General features: G+C 62.1%; 19 protein-coding genes. 12 read left to right on the top strand and 7 right to left on the bottom strand.

Annotation, left to right across the window (positions count from 1 at the left end; all coding sequences use genetic code 11):
- The 7 genes from ACIOUG_RS08770 to ACIOUG_RS08740 form a co-directional block, all read left to right on the top strand.
- On the top strand, positions 1–282 hold a 282-nt coding region (locus ACIOUG_RS08770; RefSeq protein ID WP_401064425.1), incomplete at its 5' end, for an amidohydrolase family protein.
- A 278-nt stretch (positions 283–560) separates the two neighbouring features.
- Complete coding sequence (locus ACIOUG_RS08765; RefSeq protein WP_401064423.1) at positions 561–1946, top strand: UbiD family decarboxylase; 1386 nt, start codon at positions 561–563, stop codon at positions 1944–1946.
- Positions 1943–2572 carry a UbiX family flavin prenyltransferase gene (locus tag ACIOUG_RS08760; protein WP_401064421.1) on the top strand — a complete coding sequence of 210 codons (630 nt, stop codon included), beginning with the start codon at positions 1943–1945 and terminating at the stop codon, positions 2570–2572. The genes ACIOUG_RS08765 and ACIOUG_RS08760 overlap by 4 nt, the downstream gene beginning before the upstream one ends.
- Positions 2573–2638: 66 nt before the next feature.
- Positions 2639–3679: a CobW family GTP-binding protein gene (locus ACIOUG_RS08755; RefSeq protein WP_401064419.1), complete on the top strand. Its 1041-nt coding sequence runs from the start codon at positions 2639–2641 to the stop codon at positions 3677–3679.
- Between the two features lie 257 nt (positions 3680–3936).
- On the top strand, positions 3937–5292 hold the full coding sequence (locus ACIOUG_RS08750; protein ID WP_401064417.1) for a nucleobase:cation symporter-2 family protein: 1356 nt from the start codon (positions 3937–3939) through the stop codon (positions 5290–5292).
- 13 nt (positions 5293–5305) lie between these two features.
- Positions 5306–6694 (top strand): amidohydrolase family protein, encoded by a 1389-nt coding sequence (locus tag ACIOUG_RS08745; RefSeq protein WP_401064414.1) that lies wholly within the window; start codon positions 5306–5308, stop codon positions 6692–6694.
- Between the two features lie 215 nt (positions 6695–6909).
- Entirely contained in the window at positions 6910–7119 is a 210-nt protein-coding gene (locus ACIOUG_RS08740; protein WP_401064412.1) for a hypothetical protein, read from the top strand.
- A gap of 8 nt (positions 7120–7127) precedes the next feature.
- Here the strand turns inward: ACIOUG_RS08740 and ACIOUG_RS08735 are convergent, their stop codons facing one another.
- The 3 genes from ACIOUG_RS08735 to ACIOUG_RS08725 form a co-directional block, all read right to left on the bottom strand.
- Positions 7128–8045: a DHH family protein gene (locus ACIOUG_RS08735; protein WP_401064409.1), complete on the bottom strand. Its 918-nt coding sequence runs from the start codon at positions 8043–8045 to the stop codon at positions 7128–7130.
- Between the two features lie 141 nt (positions 8046–8186).
- A complete protein-coding gene (locus ACIOUG_RS08730; RefSeq protein WP_401064406.1) occupies positions 8187–9470 on the bottom strand; it encodes a Zn-dependent hydrolase in 1284 nt (427 codons plus the stop codon).
- A 142-nt stretch (positions 9471–9612) separates the two neighbouring features.
- Complete coding sequence (locus ACIOUG_RS08725) at positions 9613–11097, bottom strand: NCS1 family nucleobase:cation symporter-1 (protein WP_401064404.1); 1485 nt, start codon at positions 11095–11097, stop codon at positions 9613–9615.
- A gap of 624 nt (positions 11098–11721) precedes the next feature.
- Between ACIOUG_RS08725 and hydA the strand changes: the two genes are divergently transcribed.
- The 3 genes from hydA to preA all read left to right on the top strand — a co-directional run bounded on the left by hydA (position 11722) and on the right by preA (position 15962).
- Entirely contained in the window at positions 11722–13161 is a 1440-nt protein-coding gene (gene hydA, locus ACIOUG_RS08720) for a dihydropyrimidinase (protein ID WP_401064401.1), read from the top strand.
- 158 nt (positions 13162–13319) lie between these two features.
- A complete protein-coding gene (locus ACIOUG_RS08715; RefSeq protein ID WP_401064398.1) occupies positions 13320–14687 on the top strand; it encodes an NAD(P)-dependent oxidoreductase in 1368 nt (455 codons plus the stop codon).
- Positions 14688–15962: an NAD-dependent dihydropyrimidine dehydrogenase subunit PreA gene (preA, locus tag ACIOUG_RS08710; RefSeq protein WP_401064396.1), complete on the top strand. Its 1275-nt coding sequence runs from the start codon at positions 14688–14690 to the stop codon at positions 15960–15962.
- Between the two features lie 82 nt (positions 15963–16044).
- On the opposite strand, the gene ACIOUG_RS08705 is transcribed toward preA, so the two are convergent.
- On the bottom strand, positions 16045–16665 hold the full coding sequence (locus tag ACIOUG_RS08705) for a TetR/AcrR family transcriptional regulator (protein ID WP_027613201.1): 621 nt from the start codon (positions 16663–16665) through the stop codon (positions 16045–16047).
- Between the two features lie 138 nt (positions 16666–16803).
- Here ACIOUG_RS08705 and copC point away from each other — a divergent pair, with 138 nt between their 5' ends.
- Together copC and copD are read left to right on the top strand one after the other, a co-directional pair.
- Positions 16804–17166 (top strand): copper homeostasis periplasmic binding protein CopC, encoded by a 363-nt coding sequence (copC, locus tag ACIOUG_RS08700; protein WP_401064393.1) that lies wholly within the window; start codon positions 16804–16806, stop codon positions 17164–17166.
- 3 nt (positions 17167–17169) lie between these two features.
- Positions 17170–18027 (top strand): copper homeostasis membrane protein CopD, encoded by an 858-nt coding sequence (gene copD, locus ACIOUG_RS08695; RefSeq protein ID WP_401064390.1) that lies wholly within the window; start codon positions 17170–17172, stop codon positions 18025–18027.
- An 85-nt stretch (positions 18028–18112) separates the two neighbouring features.
- Here the strand turns inward: copD and ACIOUG_RS08690 are convergent, their stop codons facing one another.
- The 3 genes from ACIOUG_RS08690 to ACIOUG_RS08680 all read right to left on the bottom strand — a co-directional run bounded on the left by ACIOUG_RS08690 (position 18113) and on the right by ACIOUG_RS08680 (position 21908).
- Complete coding sequence (locus ACIOUG_RS08690; protein ID WP_401064388.1) at positions 18113–19255, bottom strand: HlyD family secretion protein; 1143 nt, start codon at positions 19253–19255, stop codon at positions 18113–18115.
- Complete coding sequence (locus ACIOUG_RS08685; RefSeq protein WP_401064385.1) at positions 19252–20907, bottom strand: MFS transporter; 1656 nt, start codon at positions 20905–20907, stop codon at positions 19252–19254. The genes ACIOUG_RS08690 and ACIOUG_RS08685 overlap by 4 nt, the downstream gene beginning before the upstream one ends.
- Before the next feature lie 200 nt (positions 20908–21107).
- Positions 21108–21908 carry a sulfite exporter TauE/SafE family protein gene (locus ACIOUG_RS08680; protein WP_401064382.1) on the bottom strand — a complete coding sequence of 267 codons (801 nt, stop codon included), beginning with the start codon at positions 21906–21908 and terminating at the stop codon, positions 21108–21110.
- Between the last annotated feature and the right edge of the window lies 1 nt (position 21909).

Genomic DNA, 21909 nt, shown 5'->3' with positions numbered 1-21909 from the left:
GAATCCGGCTGGTGCTTCCAGTCGCGGATCGTCGAATTCGCCAAGGAGCTGCCGCGTAACAAGATCGTGTTCGGCACCGACTCGCCGCCGAACGAACCGGGCATGTGGCTGCGCGAGCTGGAGGTGTTGTGCTCGCCGGCACCGCAAGGGTTGGGCATCGACGAGGATCATCTAGAGGACTACCTGGGCAACAACATCGCCCGGTTGTGCGGGATCGAACCGACACCACCGCCGAAGGATCTGGTTGAGGCCGACATACGCCTGACCACCACGTATCTCTGATACTGCTGTTCGCTGAAGCCATGCTGAACACTTGTGGCGAGGGAGCTTGCTCCCGCCGGGTGGCGAAGCCGCCCCAAAGAACAAGGCCTGCTGCGCAGTCCAGCGGGAGCAAGCTCCCTCGCCACAGGGATCTGCTCAGCACCTAAGTGAACAATAGAGGCAACACAGCGACTTTACAGGCACGAAGATGACCCGGCGTTCCCTCGACCGGCAGGCCAACGGCTGCTCGATCGAACGCCCTCTCACCCCTGCGTGCCTGCTTTTTACGAGGTGAAACCATGACCCGTTCGACGCTCGGCGACACGCAGGATTTTCACGTTTTCATCGACGCCTATCGCCGTGAGTACCCGGACGATGTGCTGACCATCACCCAAGCGCTTTCTGCCGATCAGGACGTCACTGCCCTGGTCGATGCCCTCGCCGCACAGGGCCGCGATCCGTTGCTGATCTGCGACAACGTCGGCGGCCTCAAGGTGCCGGTGGCGACCAATCTGTTCGCCTCCCGCACCCGCATTGCCCGGTTGTTCGAGGTCACGCCTGCGCAATTGCACGAAACTTTTCAGAGCCGCGCCAACCAGCCCATCGCCCCGCGCTACGTGGCAACCGGCCCGGTGCTCGATGAAGTGTTCGAAGGCGAAGCCGTGGATCTGGCGCTGCTGCCGATGCTCAAGCACTTCGACAGCGATCGTGGCCCGTACATCACCAACGCGATCATCATCGCCGAGGACCCGCTGACCGGCATCGCCAACATGAGCTACCACCGCTCGATGCGCCACGCCCGCCAGTCCCTGGCGACCAGCCTGCACTCGCGCGGTCACCTGTGGCGGATGCTGCAGACCGCCCGTGAGCGCGGCGAAGAATTGCGCGTGGCGATGGTGGTCGGCGCGCATCCGTTGTTCATGCTCGCCGCTGCCGCACGCCTGCCCTACGGCAGCGATGAACGCGCCGTCGCCGGCGGCTTGTTCGGCGCCCCGCTGGAGCTGGTCAAGACCCCGCGCTACGGCATCGGCGTACCGGCATACGCGGAGTTCGTCCTCGAAGGCGCCATCGACCCGACGGCCTACGCCGAAGAAGGCCCGTTCGGCGAGTTCAGCGGTTACTCCTCGGATCGTTCGACCAACAACGTGCTGCGCGTCGACACCCTGTTGCGGCGCAAAGACGCCTGGCTGGTGGACGTGATGGGCGGCCGCTACGCCGAACACCTGACCCTCGCCCGGCTACCGCGCGAAGCGGAGATGAGCGAAAAACTCAAGGCGCGCTTCCCTGCCGTCACCGCCGTGCATTACCCGAATTCCGGCACGCACTTTCATTGCTACGTGGCACTGGATCAGAGCCGCGACGGCGAAGCGCGGCAGATCATGCTCGCCCTGCTCGGCTGGGACCCGTACCTGAAAAGCGTGATCGCGGTGGACAGCGATATCGACATCACTGACGACAGCCAGGTGTTGTGGGCACTGGCCACGCATTTCCAGCCGCATCTGGATATTTTCGTGATCGACGGCTTGCCCGGCAGCCCGCTGGATCCTTCGTCCTCGGTCAACGGCACCACTTCGCGCATGGGCCTGGACGCCACCCGTGGCTCGGGCTTCGACGGGATCAAGGCGCAGCTCGATCAGGACGTGCTCGAGCGTGCCCGGCAACTGCTCAAAGGGCTGGCATCGTGAACCGCCAGCGGTTGGTAGTGGGCATCAGCGGCGCGTCCGGCTTCCTCTACGGCGTGCGCCTGCTGCAGCTGCTCGCCGAACTGGACATCGAAAGCCACCTGATCATCAGCCGCGCCGCGCTGCTGACCATGGCCCACGAGACTGACTACAAACTGGCCGATGTCACTGCGCTCGCCAGCCACTACCACCGCGCCGATGACGTCGCCGCCGGGATCGCCAGCGGGTCGTTTCGCTGCCTGGGCATGGTGGTCGCGCCGTGTTCGATGCGCACGCTGGCGGAGATCGCCACCGGCACTTCGTCCGGGCTGATCGGCCGCGCCGCCGACGTCACCCTCAAGGAACGCCGCACCTTGGTGCTGATGGCCCGCGAAACGCCGCTGACCCTCGCCCACCTGCGCAACATGACAGCCGTCACCGAGATGGGCGGGATCATCGCGCCCCCAGTGCCGGCGTTCTACGCCCGGCCCGAGAGCCTTGCACAGATGGTCGATCACAGCCTCGGCAGAGTGCTCGACCTGTTCGGCCTCGATGCCGGGGTCGCCACCCGCTGGAAAGAACACCGAGAACCCTGTGGGAGCGGGCTTGCTCGCGAATGCGGTGGGTCATTCAACAATGATGGTGGCTGACCCTCCGCATTCGCGAGCAAGCCCGCTCCCACCCAGAGCAAATCCGCGTCCATCAAGGAGCTTCACATGAACACCCCCTTCAACGCCCCAACCCCGAACACCAAAATCCCCGTGACCATCCTCACCGGCTTCCTCGGCGCCGGCAAAACCACCCTGCTCAACTACATCCTCAAGGAAAACCACGGGCGCAAGATTGCCGTGATCGAAAACGAGTTCGGCGAGGTCGGCATCGACGGCGATCTGGTGCTCAGCTCCGAGACCGAAGAAATCTACGAGATGGTCAACGGCTGCGTGTGCTGCACCGCCGAGGTTCGTGAGGATCTGGTGCGCATCGTCCGCGAGCTGGTGGCGCGTCCGGTGCGCCTCGACCACATCCTGATCGAGACCAGCGGTCTGGCCGATCCGTACCCGGTGGCGCAGAGCTTTTTCATCAATGACCCGATTGCCGAGGAAGTCGAACTCGATGCGATCGTGACCATGGTCGACGCCAAGCACATCGCCCAGCACCTGGAAGATCTGCAACTGGATGGCGTCGACAATCAGGCGGTGGATCAGATCGTCTGCGCCGACCGCATCGTCATCAACAAGGTCGATCTGGTCAGCAGCGACGAAGTGGAAATCCTGCGCGGCAAGATCCGTGGTTTGAATGCCACGGCGGATCTGGTGACCTCGACCCACGCGCAAATCGACCTGACGAAAATCCTCGGCATCGGCGCGTTCGAGTGCACGCAGAAGCTCATGGAAATCGGCGCTGAACCTGAGCATCACGACCATGACCACCATCATGAATCGGAAGACCACGAACACGACCCCAGCGTGTCATCGGTGGGCATCGCCGTGGACGGCGCAGTCAACCTGATGGCGTTCCACCGCTGGATCAGCGAGCTGCGCTCCTCGCAGGCGGACAACCTCTATCGGATGAAAGGCGTGCTCGCCGTAGCCAACGAGGACCAGCGTTACGTGCTGCAGGGCGTGCACAGCCTGGTGGAGTTCCGCGCCTCGACCGCATGGGGCACGGAGCCCCGTTCGAGCAAGATCGTGTTCATCGGCCGCGACCTGGATCGTGCGGCGCTGAACCAGGGCTTTGCCGCCTGCCTGGCAGGCTGAACAAGGCATCGGAGCCGGTGGATGGCGGTTCCGGGCACGAATGACTGAGACCATTCAATTGACGGTGACACCGAACCTGTGGCGAGGGAGCTTGCTCCCGCTGGGTCGCGAAGCGGCCCCTGAAAAGCATGGGCCTGCTGCGCAGTCCAGCGGGAGCAAGCTCCCTCGCCACAGGTGTCATCACGGAGTCAATCAATTGATCAGCATCAGACGAATACCCCTCTCTACCGCATAAAAACAGCCAGAGGTGATTCCCCATGTCGTCAGCCACTCCTTCCTCCACCGTGCACCCCGTTGACCGCGTCCTCCCGGTGCGACAGATGCTCACCCTCGGCCTGCAACACATGGCCGTCTCGTACATCGGCGCCATCGCCGTGCCGTTGATTGTCGCCAGTGCTCTGAAAATGTCCCACGCCGATACCGTGGTGCTGATCAGCACCACGCTGTTCTGCTCCGGCATCGCCACCCTGTTGCAAACCGTCGGCTTCTGGAAATTCGGCGTACGCCTGCCGATTCTGCAGGGCGTGGCATTCAGCAGCGTCGGCCCGGTGATCGCCATCGGCAGCAACCCCGACGTGGGCTTCGCCGGGGTCTGCGGCGCGGTGATCGGCGCGGGGATTTTCACCATGCTGATGGCGCCGTTCGTGGGTCGATTGCGGCGGTTTTTCCCGCCGGTGGTCACCGGCTGCATCGTCACGGTGATCGGCTTGCAGCTGTTCCCGATCGCCTATGAATGGGTCGGTGGCGGACGCAACGCGAGTAACTTCGGCGCCCCGGCATTTCTCGCGGTGGCGGTGGTGGTGCTGCTGACCATTCTGCTGGTCAATCGCTATGGCAGTCCGTTGCTGCGCAACATGGCGGTGCTGGTGGGCATGCTGGTCGGCGCCGGTCTGGCCTACGGTCTGGGCATGGGCAATTTCCACAGTGTCGAAGAGGCGCCGTGGCTGACCGTGCCCTACCCGTTTTACTTCGGCCTGCCGACCTTCAGCCTGATCCCCATCGCGACCATGGTGGTGGTGATGATCGTGCAGATGGTCGAGTCGATGGGGCTGTTCGTGGCCATCGGCGACATCGTCGACAAACCGGTGGAAGACAAGCAGGTGATCAACGGCCTGCGCGCCAATGGCCTGGCCAGCACCATCGCCGGGATGTTCGCGGCATTCCCGTTTATCGCCTTCATGGAAAACGTCGGCCTGGTGATCCTGACCGGCGTGCGCAGCCGCTGGGTGGTCGCCGTCAGTGGCCTGCTGATGTGTTCGATTGCACTGGTGCCCAAGGCCGGGGCGATCATCGCCTCGATGCCGACGGCCGCACTGGGCGGCGCCGGTATCGCGATGTTCGGCGTGGTCGCGGCAGCGGGCATCCAGACCCTGGCCAAGGTCGATTACGAGCGCAATCGCTACAACGTGCTGATCGTCGGTTTCACCATCGCCGCCGCGCTGGTACCGGTGCTCGCGCCCACCCTGTTCAAACAAATGCCCGAGTGGTCACAGCCGTTTCTGCACAGCAGCGTGGTCATCGCCTGCCTGGTGTCGGTGCTGCTCAACGCGGCGCTCAACGGCGTCAGCGTGCCAGACACCACACCCGGCAAATCCGCCTCGCACATTCTCTGACTGGAGCCTGCCCATGACTCAACTTCAAAACATCCTGATCAAAAACCCGCTCGCGGTGATGACCGGCCTGCGCGGCCCGCGTGCCCGGGCCGGCGCAGTGGACATTCGCGTGATCAACGGACGCATCGCCGAAATGGCCACCGACCTCCAAGCGCAACCCGGCGAGCGAGTCATCGATGCGCGCAACGGCGTGGTCTATCCGGGCTGGATCAACACCCACCATCACCTGTTCCAGAACCTGCTCAAAGCCGTGCCCGCAGGCCTGAATCAGGATCTGCAAGGCTGGCTGGCAAGCGTGCCCTACCCACGTCTGAACCGCTTTACCCCGCACCTGGCACGGATCGCCGCCCGCCTGGGCATGGTCGAGTTGCTGCTGTCCGGGGTGACGACGTGCGCCGATCATCACTATCTCTACCACGCCCACGGCACGACCGAGACCGGGGATCTGCTGTTCGATCTGGCCGATGAGTTCGGCCTGCGTTTCGTGCTCTGTCGCGGTGGCGCGCTGGAATCGGCGAGCGCGCACCCGGGCTTCTCGAAAACTGCGCTGCAACCGGAAAGCCTCGAGCAAATGGTCGGCGACATCGAGCGACTGAAATCGCTGTATCACCAGGACACCCCGGACGCCCTGCGCCGGGTCGTCGTCGCACCCACCACGCCGACCTTCTCGCTGCCGCCAACCCTGCTGCGCGAACTGGCGCACACCGCGCGCGGCCTCGGTCTGCGCCTGCACACACATTTGTCGGAAACGCAGAACTACGTGAATTTCTGCCGCGAGAAATACAACTGCCTGCCGGTGGAATTCGTCGCCGAACACGAATGGCTAGGCCCCGACGTCTGGTTTGCCCATGCCGTGCACCTGCAACCCGGCGAAATCCGCATGCTCGCCCAGACCGGCACCGGCATCTCACACTGCCCGGTAAGCAACGCCCGCCTCGGCAGCGGCGTCGCGCCGGTGCCGCAAATGTTTGATGCCGGCGTGCCGATCTCCCTCGGCGTCGACGGCGTCGCGTCCAACGAATCCGGGAGCATGGTCGGCGAAGCCAACACTGCGTGGCTGATCCACCGCGCCGAACAAGGCGCTTCGGCGACCACTGCCGAAGACGTGATCCACTGGGGCACGGCGGGCGGTGCGCAGGTATTGGGACTGGGCGCGGTCGGCACACTGGAAATCGGGCAAGCGGCGGATCTGGTGATCTACAGCCTCGACCATCCACGCTTCTTCGGTTTCCACGACAGTGCGGTTGCACCGGTCGTCGCGGGTGAACCGATCACGGTGAAATACAGTTTGGTGGGCGGCCGGATCGTGGTCGATAACGGCGTGATTCCGGGGCTGGATATCGAACGGATGCGCGCCGAGGCGTGGGAAGGTGTGCAGGCGCTGATGAAGGTCGAGGATTGATCCGCAGGCGATGCAAAACCTGTAGGAGTGAGCCTGCTCGCGATAGCGGTGTGTCAGCTGACATTTGCGCTACTGACGCCCCGCTATCGCGAGCAGGCTCACTCCTACAGGGAACAACAGCGCATTCGCGGACTCGGGGTTTGTCGACTAAGGTTATTCCCTCATCGGATTGAGCCCCTGCCAGCTACACCGGGCTCTTGATCAAGGAGAGACTGATGACGTCGCGTCGCAACATCGAACAGACTTATCGCACCTGGTCCAGCCCGATTCTGCTGGAGCTGAAAAAGCGCGAACACCAAATGGCGCCGGTCGAGCGTCAGGCGCTGGAGAATGTTTTGGTCGAACGAAGGTTGCTGGATATTGGGAACGCCAACGGCCCCGACCGACGCCAGGGCACAGCGGGCAAGAATGACCGGCCCGGTTGATCAGCGGATCAGACCGGGTTGAGGTTCAACCCCAGCTTCAGCAGTTCCTTGCGCAGCATCGACGGTTTCACAACCGCCATTGCTGCGTGCCATTGCAGCGCCAACAACCGATCCAGCTTCTGCTGGCTGAGCACGGGTTCAGCCAGCAAACAACTCTTGCCGTCGCGGATGCTGATGATGTTGAGCAACCAGTCATCGCCCTGCCTGGCCATCCAGCCGCCGATCTCGTTGCGATGTTTGTGAAGCAACGCATCGGCGTCCCACACCGTCATCTGAGCGAAAACCTGCGGCAGGTTGCTGTCCGGTTTGAAGCGCTTCAGATCCGCCGCTAACGCAGCCTGCAGGTCTGCTTCGATGGCGGCCTGACATTCGAGAAAATACTGCTCGGGCCAATTCACCGGCAGATTCGCCCGCTGCATTAATGCCTCATAAGCCTCAATATCCGCCTCAGAGGTCATTTGCCCGGTGAGGTTAAGCGTGTTATCGAGGATTGCCGTGGCCAGCAATGCCGCGCTTTGCTCGCTGATTCGCGAGAGCAGACCGGCAGCTTGCCAGCGCTGAAAAACCAGCGTCGCCGCTGCACCAATCGGGCGGATGTCGGCGGCTGGACCCAGTCGCTCAGCCCAGTACCGTTCAAAACCGGGATGATGGTCGATGACCTCCACCACTTGGTCGAGCACCACCAGCGGGTCGAAGTGCTGATAGTCGGACACATCGACCAGCACGAATTCGTCGTTTACTTGTGGAGAGCAGCGGTGAAACTCAGCGCCCCAACTCAGAACGGTCGGCGACACGCTGCCGTTGGGTTCAGCACTGCTGACAGCACGGGCGAGAATGCCTTGCAGGTTGAGCAACTCTGCGTAAGCGATGCAGCAGGCGTAGGCGTCGATGTCCAGATAGGACGCGCCGGAGGTGATGATTTTCATGGGGCGCAAACGTCGCACATTTCCATGACATTGGGGTGACATAAAAAGATCGCAGCCTGCGGCAGCTCTTACAGGGGATTTGTGTCCGTTTCTGTAGGGGCTGCCGCAGGCTCGGGCCGCGATCGGACGATCTTTTGATCTTCAGGCCGCAGCTTTACCAGCGGCCACCATCGCCGAAGCCGCGAGCATCGCCCGCAACAACACCGCGCACCCGGCCGCCAGATCATCCGGCGCCGCGTTCTCGATTTCGTTGTGGCTGATCCCGCCCTCGCACGGCACAAAGATCATCCCCGCCGGGCCGAGTTCGGCGAGGAAGATTGCGTCGTGGCCGGCGCCACTGACGATGTCCATGTGTGACAGGCCCAGGCCTTGCGCCGCACCGCGCACGGCTTCGACGCAGCCTTTTTCGAAGTACAGCGGCGGGAAGTCGGCGGTCGGGGTCAGTTCGTAGGTCAGGCCGTGTTCTTCGCAGGTGGTATCGATGACTTGCTTGACCTCGGCGATCATCGAGTCCAGGCGCGCCGGTTGCAGATGGCGGAAGTCGAGGGTCATGCGCACTTCGCCGGGGATGACGTTGCGCGAGCCGGGATAGGCTTGCAGGCAACCGACGGTGCCGCAGGCATGAGGTTGGTGGCCGAGGGCCGCGCGGTTGACCGCACCGACGATCACCGAGGCGCCGACCAGAGCGTCCTTGCGCAGGTGCATCGGGGTTGGCCCGGCGTGGGCTTCGACGCCGCGCAGTTTCAGGTCGAACCACTTCTGCCCGAGTGCGCCGAGCACCACACCGATGGTTTTCTGTTCGTCTTCGAGGATCGGGCCCTGTTCGATATGCGCTTCAAAATACGCACCGACTTTATGCCCGCTGACTTTGCGTGACCCGGCGTAACCAATGGCGTTGAGCGCTTCGCCGACGGTGACGCCCTCGGCATCGACTTTGGCCAGGGTTTCTTCGAGGGTGAATTTTTCCGCGAAAACCCCGGAACCCATCATGCACGGGGCGAAGCGCGAGCCTTCTTCGTTGGTCCAGACCACCACTTCCAGCGGCGCTTCGGTCTCCACGCCGAGGTCATTGAGGGTGCGCAGCACTTCGACCCCGGCGAGCACGCCGAAGCAGCCGTCGAACTTGCCGCCGGTGGGCTGGGTGTCGATGTGGCTGCCGGTCATCACCGGCGGCAGGTTCGGATTGCGCCCCGGGCGCCGGGCAAAGATGTTGCCGACTTCATCCACGGTAACGCTGCACCCGGCGTCCTTGCACCATTGCACGAACAGGTCGCGGGCCTGGCGGTCGAGGTCGGTCAGGGCCAGACGACAGACCCCGCCCTTGACCGTTGCACCGAGTTTGGCCAGCTCCATGAGCGAGGCCCAGAGACGGTCGCGGTTGATGTGCTGATGGGTGGATTGCAGAACGTCTACGGCTGCGTTCATGTTGATCTCCTCAGGCAGTTCTTATGAGTGTCTTCAGGTAATTCTTTGGTGGGTTTGAGGCCGCCTTCGCGAGCAAGCCCGCTCCCACAGGTGAACGCATTCCAAAATGTGGGAGCGGGCTTGCTCGCGAAGGGGCCATCTCTCACACCGAAGATTTCACAACAGACGGGCTGCTTCGCATCGAACACAACCCGTAATAAATCACCCCACCCAGCGCCGAACCGGTAAACCAGCCGTAGCTGTAAAACCAGCTGAACGCATCGCTACCGAGCGACAGCAGGGTCAGCACCACCGGCACACCAAACGCGGTAAACCCGGCCCAGTTCCACGCCGGATACACGTCGTCGCGGTACAACCCGGCCAGGTCCAGTTGTTGTTTCTTGATCAGGAAATAGTCCACCACCATGATCCCGGCAATCGGCCCGAGCAGGCTCGAATAGCCCAGCAGCCAGTTGGAATACACGGTCTCCAGGCTGACATCGGACACGATCAGCCCGAGCTTTTTCAGCAACTCGTGGGCCATCAGCGCGAGCCCGACAAACCCGGTGAGCAACACCGCTTTGGTGCGGTTGATTACCTTGGGCGCGATGTTCTGGAAGTCGTTGGTCGGCGAAACAATATTCGCTGCAGTGTTGGTCGACAGCGTGGCGATGATGATCAGCGCCATGGCCACCGCCACCCACACCGGGCTCTGGATATGGCCGATCAGACTGACCGGATCCGATACGGTCACGCCGACCAGTTTCACCGACGCGGCAGTCATCACCACCCCCAGCGAAGCGAACAGGAACATGGTCAGCGGCAGACCGAAAATCTGCCCGAGGATCTGGTCCTTCTGACTTTTGGCGTAGCGGCTGAAGTCAGGAATATTCAGTGACAGCGTGGCCCAGAAACCGACCATCGCCGTCAGCCCGGCAGCGAAGTAACTGACCACACTGGCGCCTTCAGGGCGCTTGGGTGGAATCGCCAGCAGTTCGGTCATCGACACATTGGGCATGGCCCACATCAGCAAGCCGATACCGACCGCCACCAGCAGCGGCGCGGACAGGGTTTCCAGCCACTTGATCGACTCGGCACCACGGATCACCACCCACAGGTTCAATGCCCAGAAAATCATGAAACCGATCACCTCGCCCGTTCCGCCGAGGGACTTCCAGCCGTCGAAGATCGAGCCGAGAAACAGGTGAATCGCCAATCCGCCAAACATCGTTTGAATGCCGAACCAGCCGCACGCCACCAGCGCACGAATCAGGCACGGCACGTTGGAGCCAAGCACGCCGAATGACGAGCGCAGCAGCACCGGAAATGGAATGCCGTACTTGGTGCCGGGGAAAGCATTGAGGGTCAACGGGATCAACACGATGACGTTGGCCAGCAGAATCGCCATCAGCGCTTCGCCGACGGTCAGGCCGAAATACGCAGTGAGCACGCCACCGAGGGTGTAGGTCGGCACGCACACCGACATACCGACCCACAGCGCGGTGATGTGCCATTTGTTCCAGGTTCGTTCGCGCACCTTGGTCGGTGCCATGTCGTGGTTGTAACGGGGACTGTCGAGGACGTCGCTGCCGGCTTCGAGTTCGAACAAGCCGTCGCGCTCGGTCACTTGCGATCTGTTCTGTTGCATGGCCGCTCCACTGTTCTTCTGATTATTTTTTTGCTCATCAGGCGACTGCACACCAAGGTACGAGCCGGACGATGGCCGGAGGAACTGACAACTTTCTTGCACCGGCCATGGTGTCAGCGGCGGCATCAATAAACGTGCCGGGTACTCCGTCTGACGCTTGAACAGTGCTACAAACGCATTGCAACTTTCTGATATTGCTCGGTTTTAATTATTCACCAGAAGAGTTCTGGAAAACTTGTCTGCACGCTCAGGCAAAACGTCTGCCAAGTTGTCCGAACTGTCAGGACTCAATCTGGTGCACTGCACTTTTTTTCATCACGGGCGCTCAACCGCAGCTCAACTTCAAGCGGCTGATTTCACATAGGAAATCTTGCTCATATTTCCATCCTGTCAAGTGCGTCAAAATGGTGAACAGCCTCACCATTTTGGTGATTTTTGTTTTTTATCCTTATTTTTCATGCACTTAAAACAGCAATAAGCTTATAAAAAATAATCTTGATCAATTGCATAACTGCGACTAGCTTCTATTCCTGACAGCGTTGACAGGAATACGCCGATCAGCGTTGTACATCAATAAAACATTTAGAACCGGCACAAGTCGGTCATGCCTGCGAGGAACTCGGAATGTCTCTGTTGATCCGTGGCGCCACCGTTGTTACCCATGATGAAAGTTATCGCTCCGACGTCTATTGCGCCGACGGCGTGATCAAAGCCATTGGTCAAAACCTGGATATTCCCGCCGGCGCCGAAGTACTCGACGGCAGCGGCCAATACCTGATGCCCGGCGGCATCGACCCGCACACCCACATGCAACTGCCGTTCATGGGCACCGTGGCCAGTGAAGACTTCTACAGCGGCACCGCCGCAGGTTTGGCCGGGGGTACCACCTCGATCATCGACTTCGTGATTCCCAATCCGCAGCAGTCACTGATGGAAGCGTTTCACCAGTGGCGCGGCTGGGCCGAGAAGTCGGCGTCGGACTATGGCTTTCACGTCGCGATCACCTGGTGGAGCGAACAAGTGCGTGAGGAAATGGCCGAGCTGGTCAGCCAGCACGGGATCAACAGCTTCAAGCATTTCATGGCCTACAAGAACGCGATCATGGCCGCCGACGACACGCTGGTGGCGAGTTTCGAGCGCTGCCTGGAACTCGGCGCGGTGCCGACCGTGCATGCGGAAAACGGCGAACTGGTCTATCACCTGCAACGCAAGTTGATGGCCCAGGGCATCACCGGGCCTGAAGCACATCCACTGTCGCGGCCATCGCAGGTGGAAGGTGAAGCGGCGAGCCGGGCGATCCGTATTGCCGAGACCATCGGCACGCCGTTGTACCTGGTGCACGTTTCGACCAAGGAAGCGCTGGACGAAATCACCTACGCCCGCAGCAAGGGTCAACCGGTGTACGGCGAGGTGTTGGCCGGGCATTTGCTGCTCGATGACAGCGTCTACCAGCACCCGGACTGGCAGACCGCCGCCGGTTACGTGATGAGCCCGCCGTTCCGCCCGCGCGGGCATCAGGAGGCGCTGTGGCATGGTCTGCAAAGCGGCAATCTGCACACCACCGCCACCGACCACTGCTGCTTCTGCGCCGAGCAAAAAGCCGCCGGCCGCGACGACTTCAGCAAGATCCCCAACGGCACCGCCGGCATCGAAGACCGCATGGCGGTGCTGTGGGATGAAGGGGTCAACAGCGGACGATTGTCGATGCAGGACTTCGTCGCCCTCACCTCCACCAACACCGCAAAAATCTTCAACCTTTACCCGCGTAAAGGCGCGATCCGCGTCGGCGCCGATGCCGACCTGGTGCTGTGGGATCCGCAAGGCACCCGCACCATTTCCGCCAAGACCCACCATCAGCAGGTGGACTTCAACATCTTCGAAGGCAAGACCGTGCGCGGCGTGCCGAGCCATACCGTCAGCCAGGGCAAAGTGGTCTGGGCCGACGGCGACCTGCGCGCCGAGCGCGGGGCCGGGCGCTATATCGAACGGCCGGCGTATCCGGCGGTGTTTGATTTGCTGAGCAAGCGGGCTGAGCAACATCGCCCGACTGCCGTTAAGCGCTAAAGCGAGGCCTTCGGCCTCATCGCGAGCAGGCTCACTCCTACAGGTGTACGCATTCCAATTGTAGGAGTGAGCCTGCTCGCGATAGCGCCATTTCAGACACCACAAAAACCACTGCCCGACAGAGGCAGAGAACCTCAATAACCGTGAGGCACAAAACCGTGATCGAGACCCTGAATCATCTCCCGCATCCGCACGAAAGCGCGGCCGCGCTCGCCGGCCATTTCACTGATCTGGCGCCACCGCTCAACGCCCGGCAAGCCCATCTGGAGGCCTCGCGCTGCCTGTATTGCTACGACGCGCCGTGCGTCAACGCGTGCCCCAGCGAAATCGACATCCCGTCGTTCATCCGCAATATCCATCAGGACAACGTGCCCGGTGCGGCACAGAAAATCCTTTCGGCGAACATCCTCGGCGGCAGTTGCGCGCGGGTCTGCCCGACCGAAATCCTCTGCCAGCAAGCCTGCGTGCGCAACAACGCTCAGGAATGCGCGCCAGTGCTGATCGGCCTGCTGCAACGCTACGCCGTGGACAACGCGAATTTCACCGAGCACCCGTTCCAGCGCGCCGCCGCTACCGGCAAACGCATCGCCGTGGTCGGCGCCGGGCCGGCGGGTTTGTCCTGCGCTCACCGCAGTGCGATGCACGGGCATGACGTGGTGATTTTCGAAGCACGGGACAAGGCTGGCGGCCTTAATGAATACGGAATCGCCAAGTACAAACTGGTCGACGACTACGCGCAGAAAGAACTGGATTTCCTCCTGCAGATCGGCGGTATCGAAATCCGCCACGGGCAGAAACTCGGCGACAACCTGACCCTCAGCGAGCTGCATCAGCAGTTCGACGCGGTGTTCCTCGGCCTCGGTCTGAATGCCAGCAAACAGCTCGGCCTGCCCCACGAGGACGCGCCCGGCCTGCTCGCCGCCACCGACTACATCCGCGAACTGCGTCAGGCCGATGACCTGACGCAACTGCCGCTGGCCGAACGCTGCATCGTCCTCGGTGCCGGCAATACGGCGATCGACATGGCCGTGCAAATGGCCCGCCTCGGTGGCCGCGATGTGAATCTGGTGTATCGCCGGGGTGCGGCGGACATGGGCGCCACAGGCCACGAACAGGACATCGCCAAAGCCAATCAGGTGCGTCTGTTGACCTGGGCGCAACCGCAGGAAGTGCTGCTCGACGCGCAAGGCAAGGTGCGCGGCATGCGTTTCGCCCGTACCGAACTGGTCGACGGTCGTCTGCAAAGCACTGGCGAAACCTTCGAACTGGCCGCTGACGCAATCTTCAAAGCCATCGGCCAGGCCTTCGACAGCAGCGCCCTCGCCGACCCGCTGGCGCGCGAACTCAAGCGTCAAGGCGAACGGATTCAGGTCGATGAAAATCTGCGCACGAGCATTCCCGGCGTGTATGCCGGTGGCGACTGCACCAGCCTCGATCAGGACCTCACCGTGCAAGCCGTACAGCACGGCAAACTCGCCGCCGAGGCGATCAACGCGCAACTGATGCTCAACGTGGAGGCTGCGTAAATGGCCGATCTCTCGATTGTCTTCGCCGGTATCAAAGCGCCCAACCCGTTCTGGCTGGCTTCCGCGCCGCCGACCGACAAGGCCTACAACGTGGTCCGCGCCTTCGAGGCCGGGTGGGGTGGCGTGGTCTGGAAAACCCTCGGCGAGGACCCGGCAGCGGTCAACGTCTCGTCGCGCTACTCGGCGCATTACGGCAACAACCGCGAAGTGCTGGGCATCAACAACATCGAGCTGATCACCGACCGCTCGCTGGAAATCAACTTGCGCGAAATCACTCAGGTGAAGAAGGACTGGCCGGATCGCGCATTGATCGTCTCGCTGATGGTGCCGTGCGTCGAGGAATCGTGGAAACACATCCTGCCGCTGGTGGAAGCCACCGGCGCCGATGGCATCGAGCTGAATTTCGGTTGCCCGCATGGCATGCCCGAGCGCGGCATGGGCGCGGCGGTCGGTCAGGTGCCGGAGTATGTCGAGCAGGTGACGCGCTGGTGCAAGACCTATTGCTCGCTGCCGGTGATCGTCAAACTCACACCGAACATCACTGACATCCGCGTCGCCGCCCGCGCCGCCCATCGCGGTGGCGCCGATGCGGTGTCGCTGATCAACACCATCAACTCGATCACCAGCGTCGATCTGGAACACATGGTCGCCCTGCCCACCGTCGGCAGCCAAAGCACCCACGGCGGTTATTGCGGTTCGGCAGTCAAGCCGATCGCGCTGAACATGGTCGCCGAGATCGCCCGTGACCCGCAGACCCAGGGCCTGCCGATCTGCGGTATTGGTGGCATCGGCAGTTGGCGTGACGCGGCGGAGTTCATGGCGCTGGGCAGCGGCGCGGTGCAGGTGTGCACGGCGGCGATGCTCCACGGTTTCCGGATTGTCGAGGAGATGAAGGACGGGCTGTCGCGCTGGATGGACAGTCAGGGCTACGCCAACATCGCCGAGTTCTCCGGGCGCGCGGTGGGCAATACCACCGACTGGAAGTACCTCGACATCAACTATCAGGTGATCGCCAAGATCGACCAGGAGGCGTGCATCGGTTGCGGGCGCTGCCACATTGCTTGCGAGGACACTTCACACCAGGCGATCAGCAGCCTCAAGCTGGCTGACGGCACGCATAAATATGAAGTGATCGATGATGAGTGTGTCGGCTGCAATCTGTGCCAGATCACCTGCCCGGTGGCGGACTGTATCGAGATGGTGCCGATGGAAACCGGGAAGCCGTTTCTGGACTGGAATCATGATCCGCGCAATCCCTATCATGTCGCGGTCTGATTCTTAAGATCAAAAGATCGCAGCCTGCGGCAGCTCCTACACCGATCTCTGTAGGAGCTGCCGCAGGCTGCGATCTTTTGATTTATGGCTCCAACCCGATCCCGCGCAAAATCACACTGGTCACCGTCTGCACCGCCCGCTCGAACTGCATGTCCGACAGCGGTTGATGCTCGTTCAAAATATTCACCTGATGATCGAAGTCGGCGTAATGCTGGGTCGAGGCCCAGATCATATACAGCAGGCTCGACGGCTCCACCGGCAGAATCCGTTTGTCCTCGACCCACTGGCGGATCTTCGCTTCCTTCATTTTCGCCCAGTCATACAGGCTCAGATCCAGCGCCTCACCGAGGGTCGGGGCACCGTGGATGATCTCGTTGGCCCAGACTTTCGAACCATACGGCCGGCTGCGCGAGTGGTTCATCTTGGCGCGGATGTAACTGCTGAGCACCACCCGCGGATCGTCGAACATCTCGAAGCACAGCGCGTCCTGTTTCCACACTTCCAGCAGGTCGAATAGCACCGCGCTATACAGTTCGCTCTTGGTCGAAAAGTAGTAATGCAGGTTGGAGCGCGGCAGTTGCACTTCGGCGGCGATGTCCGCCATGGCGGTGCCGCCGAAGCCTTTTTCGGCGAAGACTTTTTCCGCCGCCAGCAGGATTTTCTCGACGTTACTGCGACGAATCTCGATCTTGTGATTGCCCATGAGGGCTCCCTGACAACGACGTTGTGGAAGACTAGCATCCGCTCTGGCCTCGGGGCGACCGCCGCAAACAAAACTTCGTACGAAGCGCTGCGCATGGCTAAACTGGCGTTTCTTTGTCCTGCCTCAGAGGTATCCGCGATGCTGTTCAAGAATGTCCTGACCACCACTGCCCTGCTCGCCTCGCTGTTCGCCGCATCTTCGGTTTTCGCTCACGCGCACCTGAAAACAGCGACCCCGGCCGCCGACAGCACCGTCGCCGCGCCGGCCGACCTGCGCCTGACCTTCTCCGAAGGCGTCGAAGCCAGTTTCACCAAAGTCAGCCTGACCCACGATGGCGCCCCGGTGGCGATCAAAGCGCTGACCACCGAGAACGACAAGAAAACCCTGATCGTCACCCCCGCCGCACCACTCGGCGCCGGTGCATACAAAGTCGAATGGCACGCAGTGTCGGTCGACACACACAAGAGCGAAGGCGCCTATCAGTTCAAGATCGGCCAGTAATTCATGAGTGAAGCGCTGGTGCTGTGCCGCTTTGTGCATTTCAGCGCGGTGTTGATGCTGTTCGGCGCCTGGCTGTTTCGACCGCTGCTGCTCAAGGCGCCAGTGCCGACACTGGATCGGCATCTGGCGCGACTGGCGCGCTGGCTGACGGCAATTGCGCTGCTCAGCGGCGTCACCTGGGCGCTGTTGATCACCGCGAGCATGGCCGGTTCGGCGGCGGCCGCGTTTGATCCGGAGACTATTGGCGTGGTGCTCGGCAACACGTTTTTCGGCCAGGTCTGGCGTTGGCATCTGCTGATCAACGCGCTGTTGCTGGCGTTGCTGTTCACCCCGTGGCGCTCGAGCGTGCCGCTGCGCTTGGGCTTGAGCGCGCTGTTGTTGGCGACGCTGGCGCCGGTCGGCCACGGCGCGATGCTCGACGGCCTCAGCGGGCAACTGCTGATCCTCAACCAGGTCGTTCATCTGACATGCGTGGCGGCGTGGCTCGGCGGGTTGTTGCTGCTGGTGCTGATCCTGCGTCAGCCGGTCGAACCGTTGAATCAGGTGTTGCAGCGCTTCAGCGGCGTCGGTTATGCGATCGTCGGCGGGCTGCTGATCACCGGGCTGATCAACGTGCGCGTGCTGACCGGGCAATGGTGGCCGACGCCGTTGTTCGCCGGGTTTGCCTTGATTCTGCTGATCAAGGCGTTGCTGGTGCTGGGCATGCTTGGTCTGGCGCTGTTCAACCGCTTGCGGATCAATGACTGCCAACAACGGATGGGCGCGCTCAAGCGCAGTGTGGTGCTGGAGTGGTTGTTGGGGATGGGCGCTGTGGCGGCCGTTTCCCTGCTTGGTACGCTGCCGCCGATGATTGCTGCCTAAAAGCAAAAGATCGCAGCCTTCGGCAGCTCCTACATTGGAACGCGATTCCCTGTAGGAGCTGCCGAAGGCTGCGATCTTTTTGCTCTTAATGCGGTTGTGTGTCGCCCGCTGCGGTGTCGATGCTGACCACCACCGACATCCCCGGGCGCAAGCGTTCCTCTTCCTGCTGCCCCTCATCAATGGTGATCCGCACCGGCACGCGCTGAGCGATCTTGACGAAGTTGCCGGTGGCGTTGTCGGCCTGCAACAGGGCGAATTCCGAACCGGTGCCGGGCGAAATGTGCTGCACATGGCCGGTGAACTTGCGGTGGTTCAGCGCATCGACGGTGAAGCGCACCGGCTGGCCGACACGCACGTTGTCCATCTGGGTCTCCTTCATGTTGGCGATCACCCATTTCTGGTTCGGCACCAACGCCATCAGTTGCGCCCCGGAGTTGACGTAAGCGCCGAGGCGCACGCCAATCTGCCCAAGCTGGCCGTCACGCGGGGCGACGATGCGGGTGTTCGACAAGTCGATGCGCGCCAGTTGCACCGCCGCTTCAGCACTGGCCACCGCGGCCTCCAGCGAACCGCGATTGACGATCACCGTTTGCAGATCCTGCCGGGCGATTTCCAGATTGGCCTTGGCCTGCGCCACCGCCGCAATGCTCTGCGCATTGGCCGCGAGCGCCACGTCCATCTCGCGTTTCGACACCGAGCCGTCACTCACCAGCTCCTTGTTACGGCGCAGATCCGCCTCGCTTTTACGCAATTGCGCTTCGCTGTCGGCCACCACCGCCTGACGCAGTTTGATCGTCGCTTCGGCGCTGTTGCGTTGCTGCACCACGTTGGCCAGCGTGGCCTTCTGCACCGCCAGTTGCGCCAGCGACTGGTCGAGGCGCTGCTGATAAATCCGGTCGTCCAGCCGCACCAGCAGGTCGCCGGTCTTCACGTACTGGAAGTCCTGCACCGGCACCTCGAACACGTAACCGCTGAGCTGCGGGCCGATGATCGTCACCTGGCCGCGCACCAAGGCGTTTTCGGTGGTTTCGACCGCACTGCTGAACGGCGGCAACTGCCAGGCGTAGAGCACGATCAGCACGCCGACGATGGCAATCGCGGCAAAACCCAGCGACGAGATGATCCGCACCCGCAACGAGCGCGGTTCGGTGTTCGGCGAGGACGGCGGTGCCACGCCTTCCGGGGTGGCGGCGATGGCATTGGTGGTTGTGGTGGTCGGTTCGGTCATGAATTGGAAGCACCGCTAGGAGGTACGGAAGGCGCTGGGTCGACGGCTTTGGTGGTGCTCATCAGCCACAGCGCACGAATGGACAGCCAGATCATGGTCAGCACCGCAATCACGGCGATCAGCATGAATACATCGTTATAGGCCAGCACGTTGGCTTCGCGAGTCGCGGCATTCGCCAGGCTGCGAATCCCGGCCAGATTGCGCAGGCTCGGATCGGCGAGCAAGGAGCCATAGGCCGAACCGCCGCTCTGCACGCGGGCGGCTACCAGCGGATCGGACAGCGTCAGGTGTTCGACCAGATGACTGGAATGGAATTTCTCGCGCACGATCTGGAACGTGCCCAACAACGCCGCGCCGAGCAAGCCGCCGAGGTTGTTGCAGATCCCGAACAACACCGAAAAACTCACCAGATTGCGCGGATTGGTCAGCACGTTGCGCGTGCCGAAAACCATGGTCGGGCCGAGGAAAAACGTGCTGCCGAAGGCCAGCAGGAACTGGCTGAAATACAGGTTTTGCGGACGAGTCAGGTTGTTGGAAAAGCTGTCCATCACCGAACCGGTGGCCATCAGCGCCAGCGAGATGATCAACGGCATCAGCAGGTGCTTGGGGTCGATGGTCAGTGCGCTGGTCGCCAACCCGGCGACGCTGCCGATCAGCATCACCACGTACAGGCTGTGCAACTGCTCATAGCCCATGTTGAGGTTCTGCATGAAGCCGACGGCGCCGGTGGATTGTTCCGAAGTGACCATGCGAATCAGGGTCACCGCCAGCGCCAGGCGGATCATCGTGCCGCTGCCGAGCCAGCGGGTCATCAGCATCGGGTTGCTGCGATTGTGCTCGATCGCCAGGCCCGCAAGGATCAAGGCAATCGAGGCCGCCAGCGCATAGCCGATCCAGTTGGCTTCCAGCCACCAGTCGATGCGCCCCAGCGACAACACCGCACACAGCAGTGCCACGCCGCTGGCGAGAATCGCGAAGGTGAGAAAGTCCAGCGGCTCGAAGGTTTTGAAGCGGTCACCGGGCGGCAACTTGAGCAGCAAAACGCAGCCCAGCGACAGCAAGGCCATGCCCAATTCGAACAGGTACAAGCCGCGCCATTCGGCAATCTGCAGCAAGTCTTCGGAGAACAAGCGCGCCAGCGGCAGCGCCAGTTGCGAGGCGCCGAGGCCCAGCACCAGCGCCTTCAGCCGCCACTTGGCCGGAAACGCCTGAACCATGTAATACAGGCCCAACGAACTCAACGCTGCGCCAACCATGCCGTGCGCCGCGCGCACCGCGATGGCCGAGCTCAAGTCATTGACGAACAGATGGCCGAAGGTCACCAGCGCATACAGCACCAGAAACACCTCGGTGAATGCACGCAGGCCGAACTGCTGACGAAACTTCACCAGCAGCAGGTTCATCGACACGTTGGTCATCACGTAGGCGGCCGGCAGCCAGGCCATCTCCGCTGTGGTCGCGCCCAGCGCACCTTGCAGGTAAGGCAGGTTGGCGACCACCAGCGAGTTGCCCAGCCCACCGGTCACCGCCACCAGCAGCCCGACCAGCGCATACGCCAGGCGCTTGGGGTTGGAGTGCAGCGGCGTCGAGGGGGAACCGGGCAGACTGGGCTTCTCGTGAGGCTGCCAGTTGCGCGGGGCGTATCGATCCATTGAAAGGCCTTGTGCTGAGGTTGCTTGAGTGTGCCGCAAATTTTGCGGCAAACCCATATCTGCTGTGACAACAGAGACACCTGTGGGAGCGGGCTTGCTCGCGAATGCGGTGTACCAGTCAATAAATATGTCGACTGTTACACCGCATTCGCGAGCAGGCTCACTCCTACAGGGTCAAATGTTGGGCCGGGTTATTTGTATCAGGCGCGCAGCATCATGTAAGCGGCGACGATCAGACACACACTGGCAAACCCGACCTGCAATGCCCGCGCCGGAACCTGGGCGCACAGCCTGCGGCCGATGACCATGCCGACAATGCTGGCGACGATGAACGCCGCGCCAAGGCTGTCGATGCGCACCCCGGCATGGAACGAGCCGATCACGCCAATGGCGGAAATCAGGCTGATCACCATCAGCGAGGTCGCAACAATGCCGCGCATCTGCACGTCGGTCAGTTGCTTGAACGCCGGCACGATCAGGAAGCCACCACCGACGCCGAGCAAGCCCGAAACCACCCCGGTCACCGCGCCCAAAGCCGCAAGGGTCGCGGTGCATTTGGCGGTCCAGTCGAAACGTCCGGTCTCTTCATTGAGCATGCAGTTTTTCTGGCCCCAGCTCGCGTGGCCGTGGTCGCTCGGTCCCTCTTGCGCACGCTCGCGGCGCAACATGCGCCAGGCCACCAAGACCATCAGCAGGCTGAAGAGGATCATCAGGATCTTCTCCGGCAACTGATGCGCGAAATAAATGCCCAGCGGCGAAAACACCGCACCGAGCGCGGCAATCAGCAACGCCGCGCGATAGCGCACCAGACCATGACGCAAACCGTCGATCGCCCCGACTGCCGCCGCACTGCCCACGGCGAACAACGCCACAGGCGCGGCCTGGGTCATGCTCCAGCCGAGGCCCAGCACCAGCGCCGGCACCGCGAGAATCCCGCCGCCCGCCCCGGTCAGCCCGAGAATCAGCCCCATCAACACGCCAAACAGACTTGCCAGCAACATA

Source organism: Pseudomonas sp. NPDC087803, from assembly GCF_044742995.1.
In the GTDB taxonomy this organism is placed as follows: Bacteria; Pseudomonadota; Gammaproteobacteria; order Pseudomonadales; family Pseudomonadaceae; genus Aquipseudomonas.
This window is presented reverse-complemented; position numbering and strand designations above follow the sequence as displayed.

Bases quoted from the DNA above. Each gene is read 5' to 3' on its own strand.
- ACIOUG_RS08765 (WP_401064423.1), top strand. From the start codon at position 561: ATGACCCGTTCGACGCTCGGCGACACGCAGGATTTTCACGTTTTCATC.
- ACIOUG_RS08755 (WP_401064419.1), top strand. From the start codon at position 2,639: ATGAACACCCCCTTCAACGCCCCAACCCCGAACACCAAAATCCCCGTG.
- ACIOUG_RS08750 (WP_401064417.1), top strand. From the start codon at position 3,937: ATGTCGTCAGCCACTCCTTCCTCCACCGTGCACCCCGTTGACCGCGTC.
- ACIOUG_RS08745 (WP_401064414.1), top strand. From the start codon at position 5,306: ATGACTCAACTTCAAAACATCCTGATCAAAAACCCGCTCGCGGTGATG.
- ACIOUG_RS08740 (WP_401064412.1), top strand. From the start codon at position 6,910: ATGACGTCGCGTCGCAACATCGAACAGACTTATCGCACCTGGTCCAGC.
- ACIOUG_RS08735 (WP_401064409.1), bottom strand. From the start codon at position 8,045: ATGAAAATCATCACCTCCGGCGCGTCCTATCTGGACATCGACGCCTAC.
- ACIOUG_RS08730 (WP_401064406.1), bottom strand. From the start codon at position 9,470: ATGAACGCAGCCGTAGACGTTCTGCAATCCACCCATCAGCACATCAAC.
- ACIOUG_RS08725 (WP_401064404.1), bottom strand. From the start codon at position 11,097: ATGCAACAGAACAGATCGCAAGTGACCGAGCGCGACGGCTTGTTCGAA.
- hydA (WP_401064401.1), top strand. From the start codon at position 11,722: ATGTCTCTGTTGATCCGTGGCGCCACCGTTGTTACCCATGATGAAAGT.
- preA (WP_401064396.1), top strand. From the start codon at position 14,688: ATGGCCGATCTCTCGATTGTCTTCGCCGGTATCAAAGCGCCCAACCCG.
- ACIOUG_RS08705 (WP_027613201.1), bottom strand. From the start codon at position 16,665: ATGGGCAATCACAAGATCGAGATTCGTCGCAGTAACGTCGAGAAAATC.
- copC (WP_401064393.1), top strand. From the start codon at position 16,804: ATGCTGTTCAAGAATGTCCTGACCACCACTGCCCTGCTCGCCTCGCTG.
- copD (WP_401064390.1), top strand. From the start codon at position 17,170: ATGAGTGAAGCGCTGGTGCTGTGCCGCTTTGTGCATTTCAGCGCGGTG.
- ACIOUG_RS08690 (WP_401064388.1), bottom strand. From the start codon at position 19,255: ATGACCGAACCGACCACCACAACCACCAATGCCATCGCCGCCACCCCG.
- ACIOUG_RS08685 (WP_401064385.1), bottom strand. From the start codon at position 20,907: ATGGATCGATACGCCCCGCGCAACTGGCAGCCTCACGAGAAGCCCAGT.
- ACIOUG_RS08680 (WP_401064382.1), bottom strand. From the start codon at position 21,908: ATGTTGCTGGCAAGTCTGTTTGGCGTGTTGATGGGGCTGATTCTCGGG.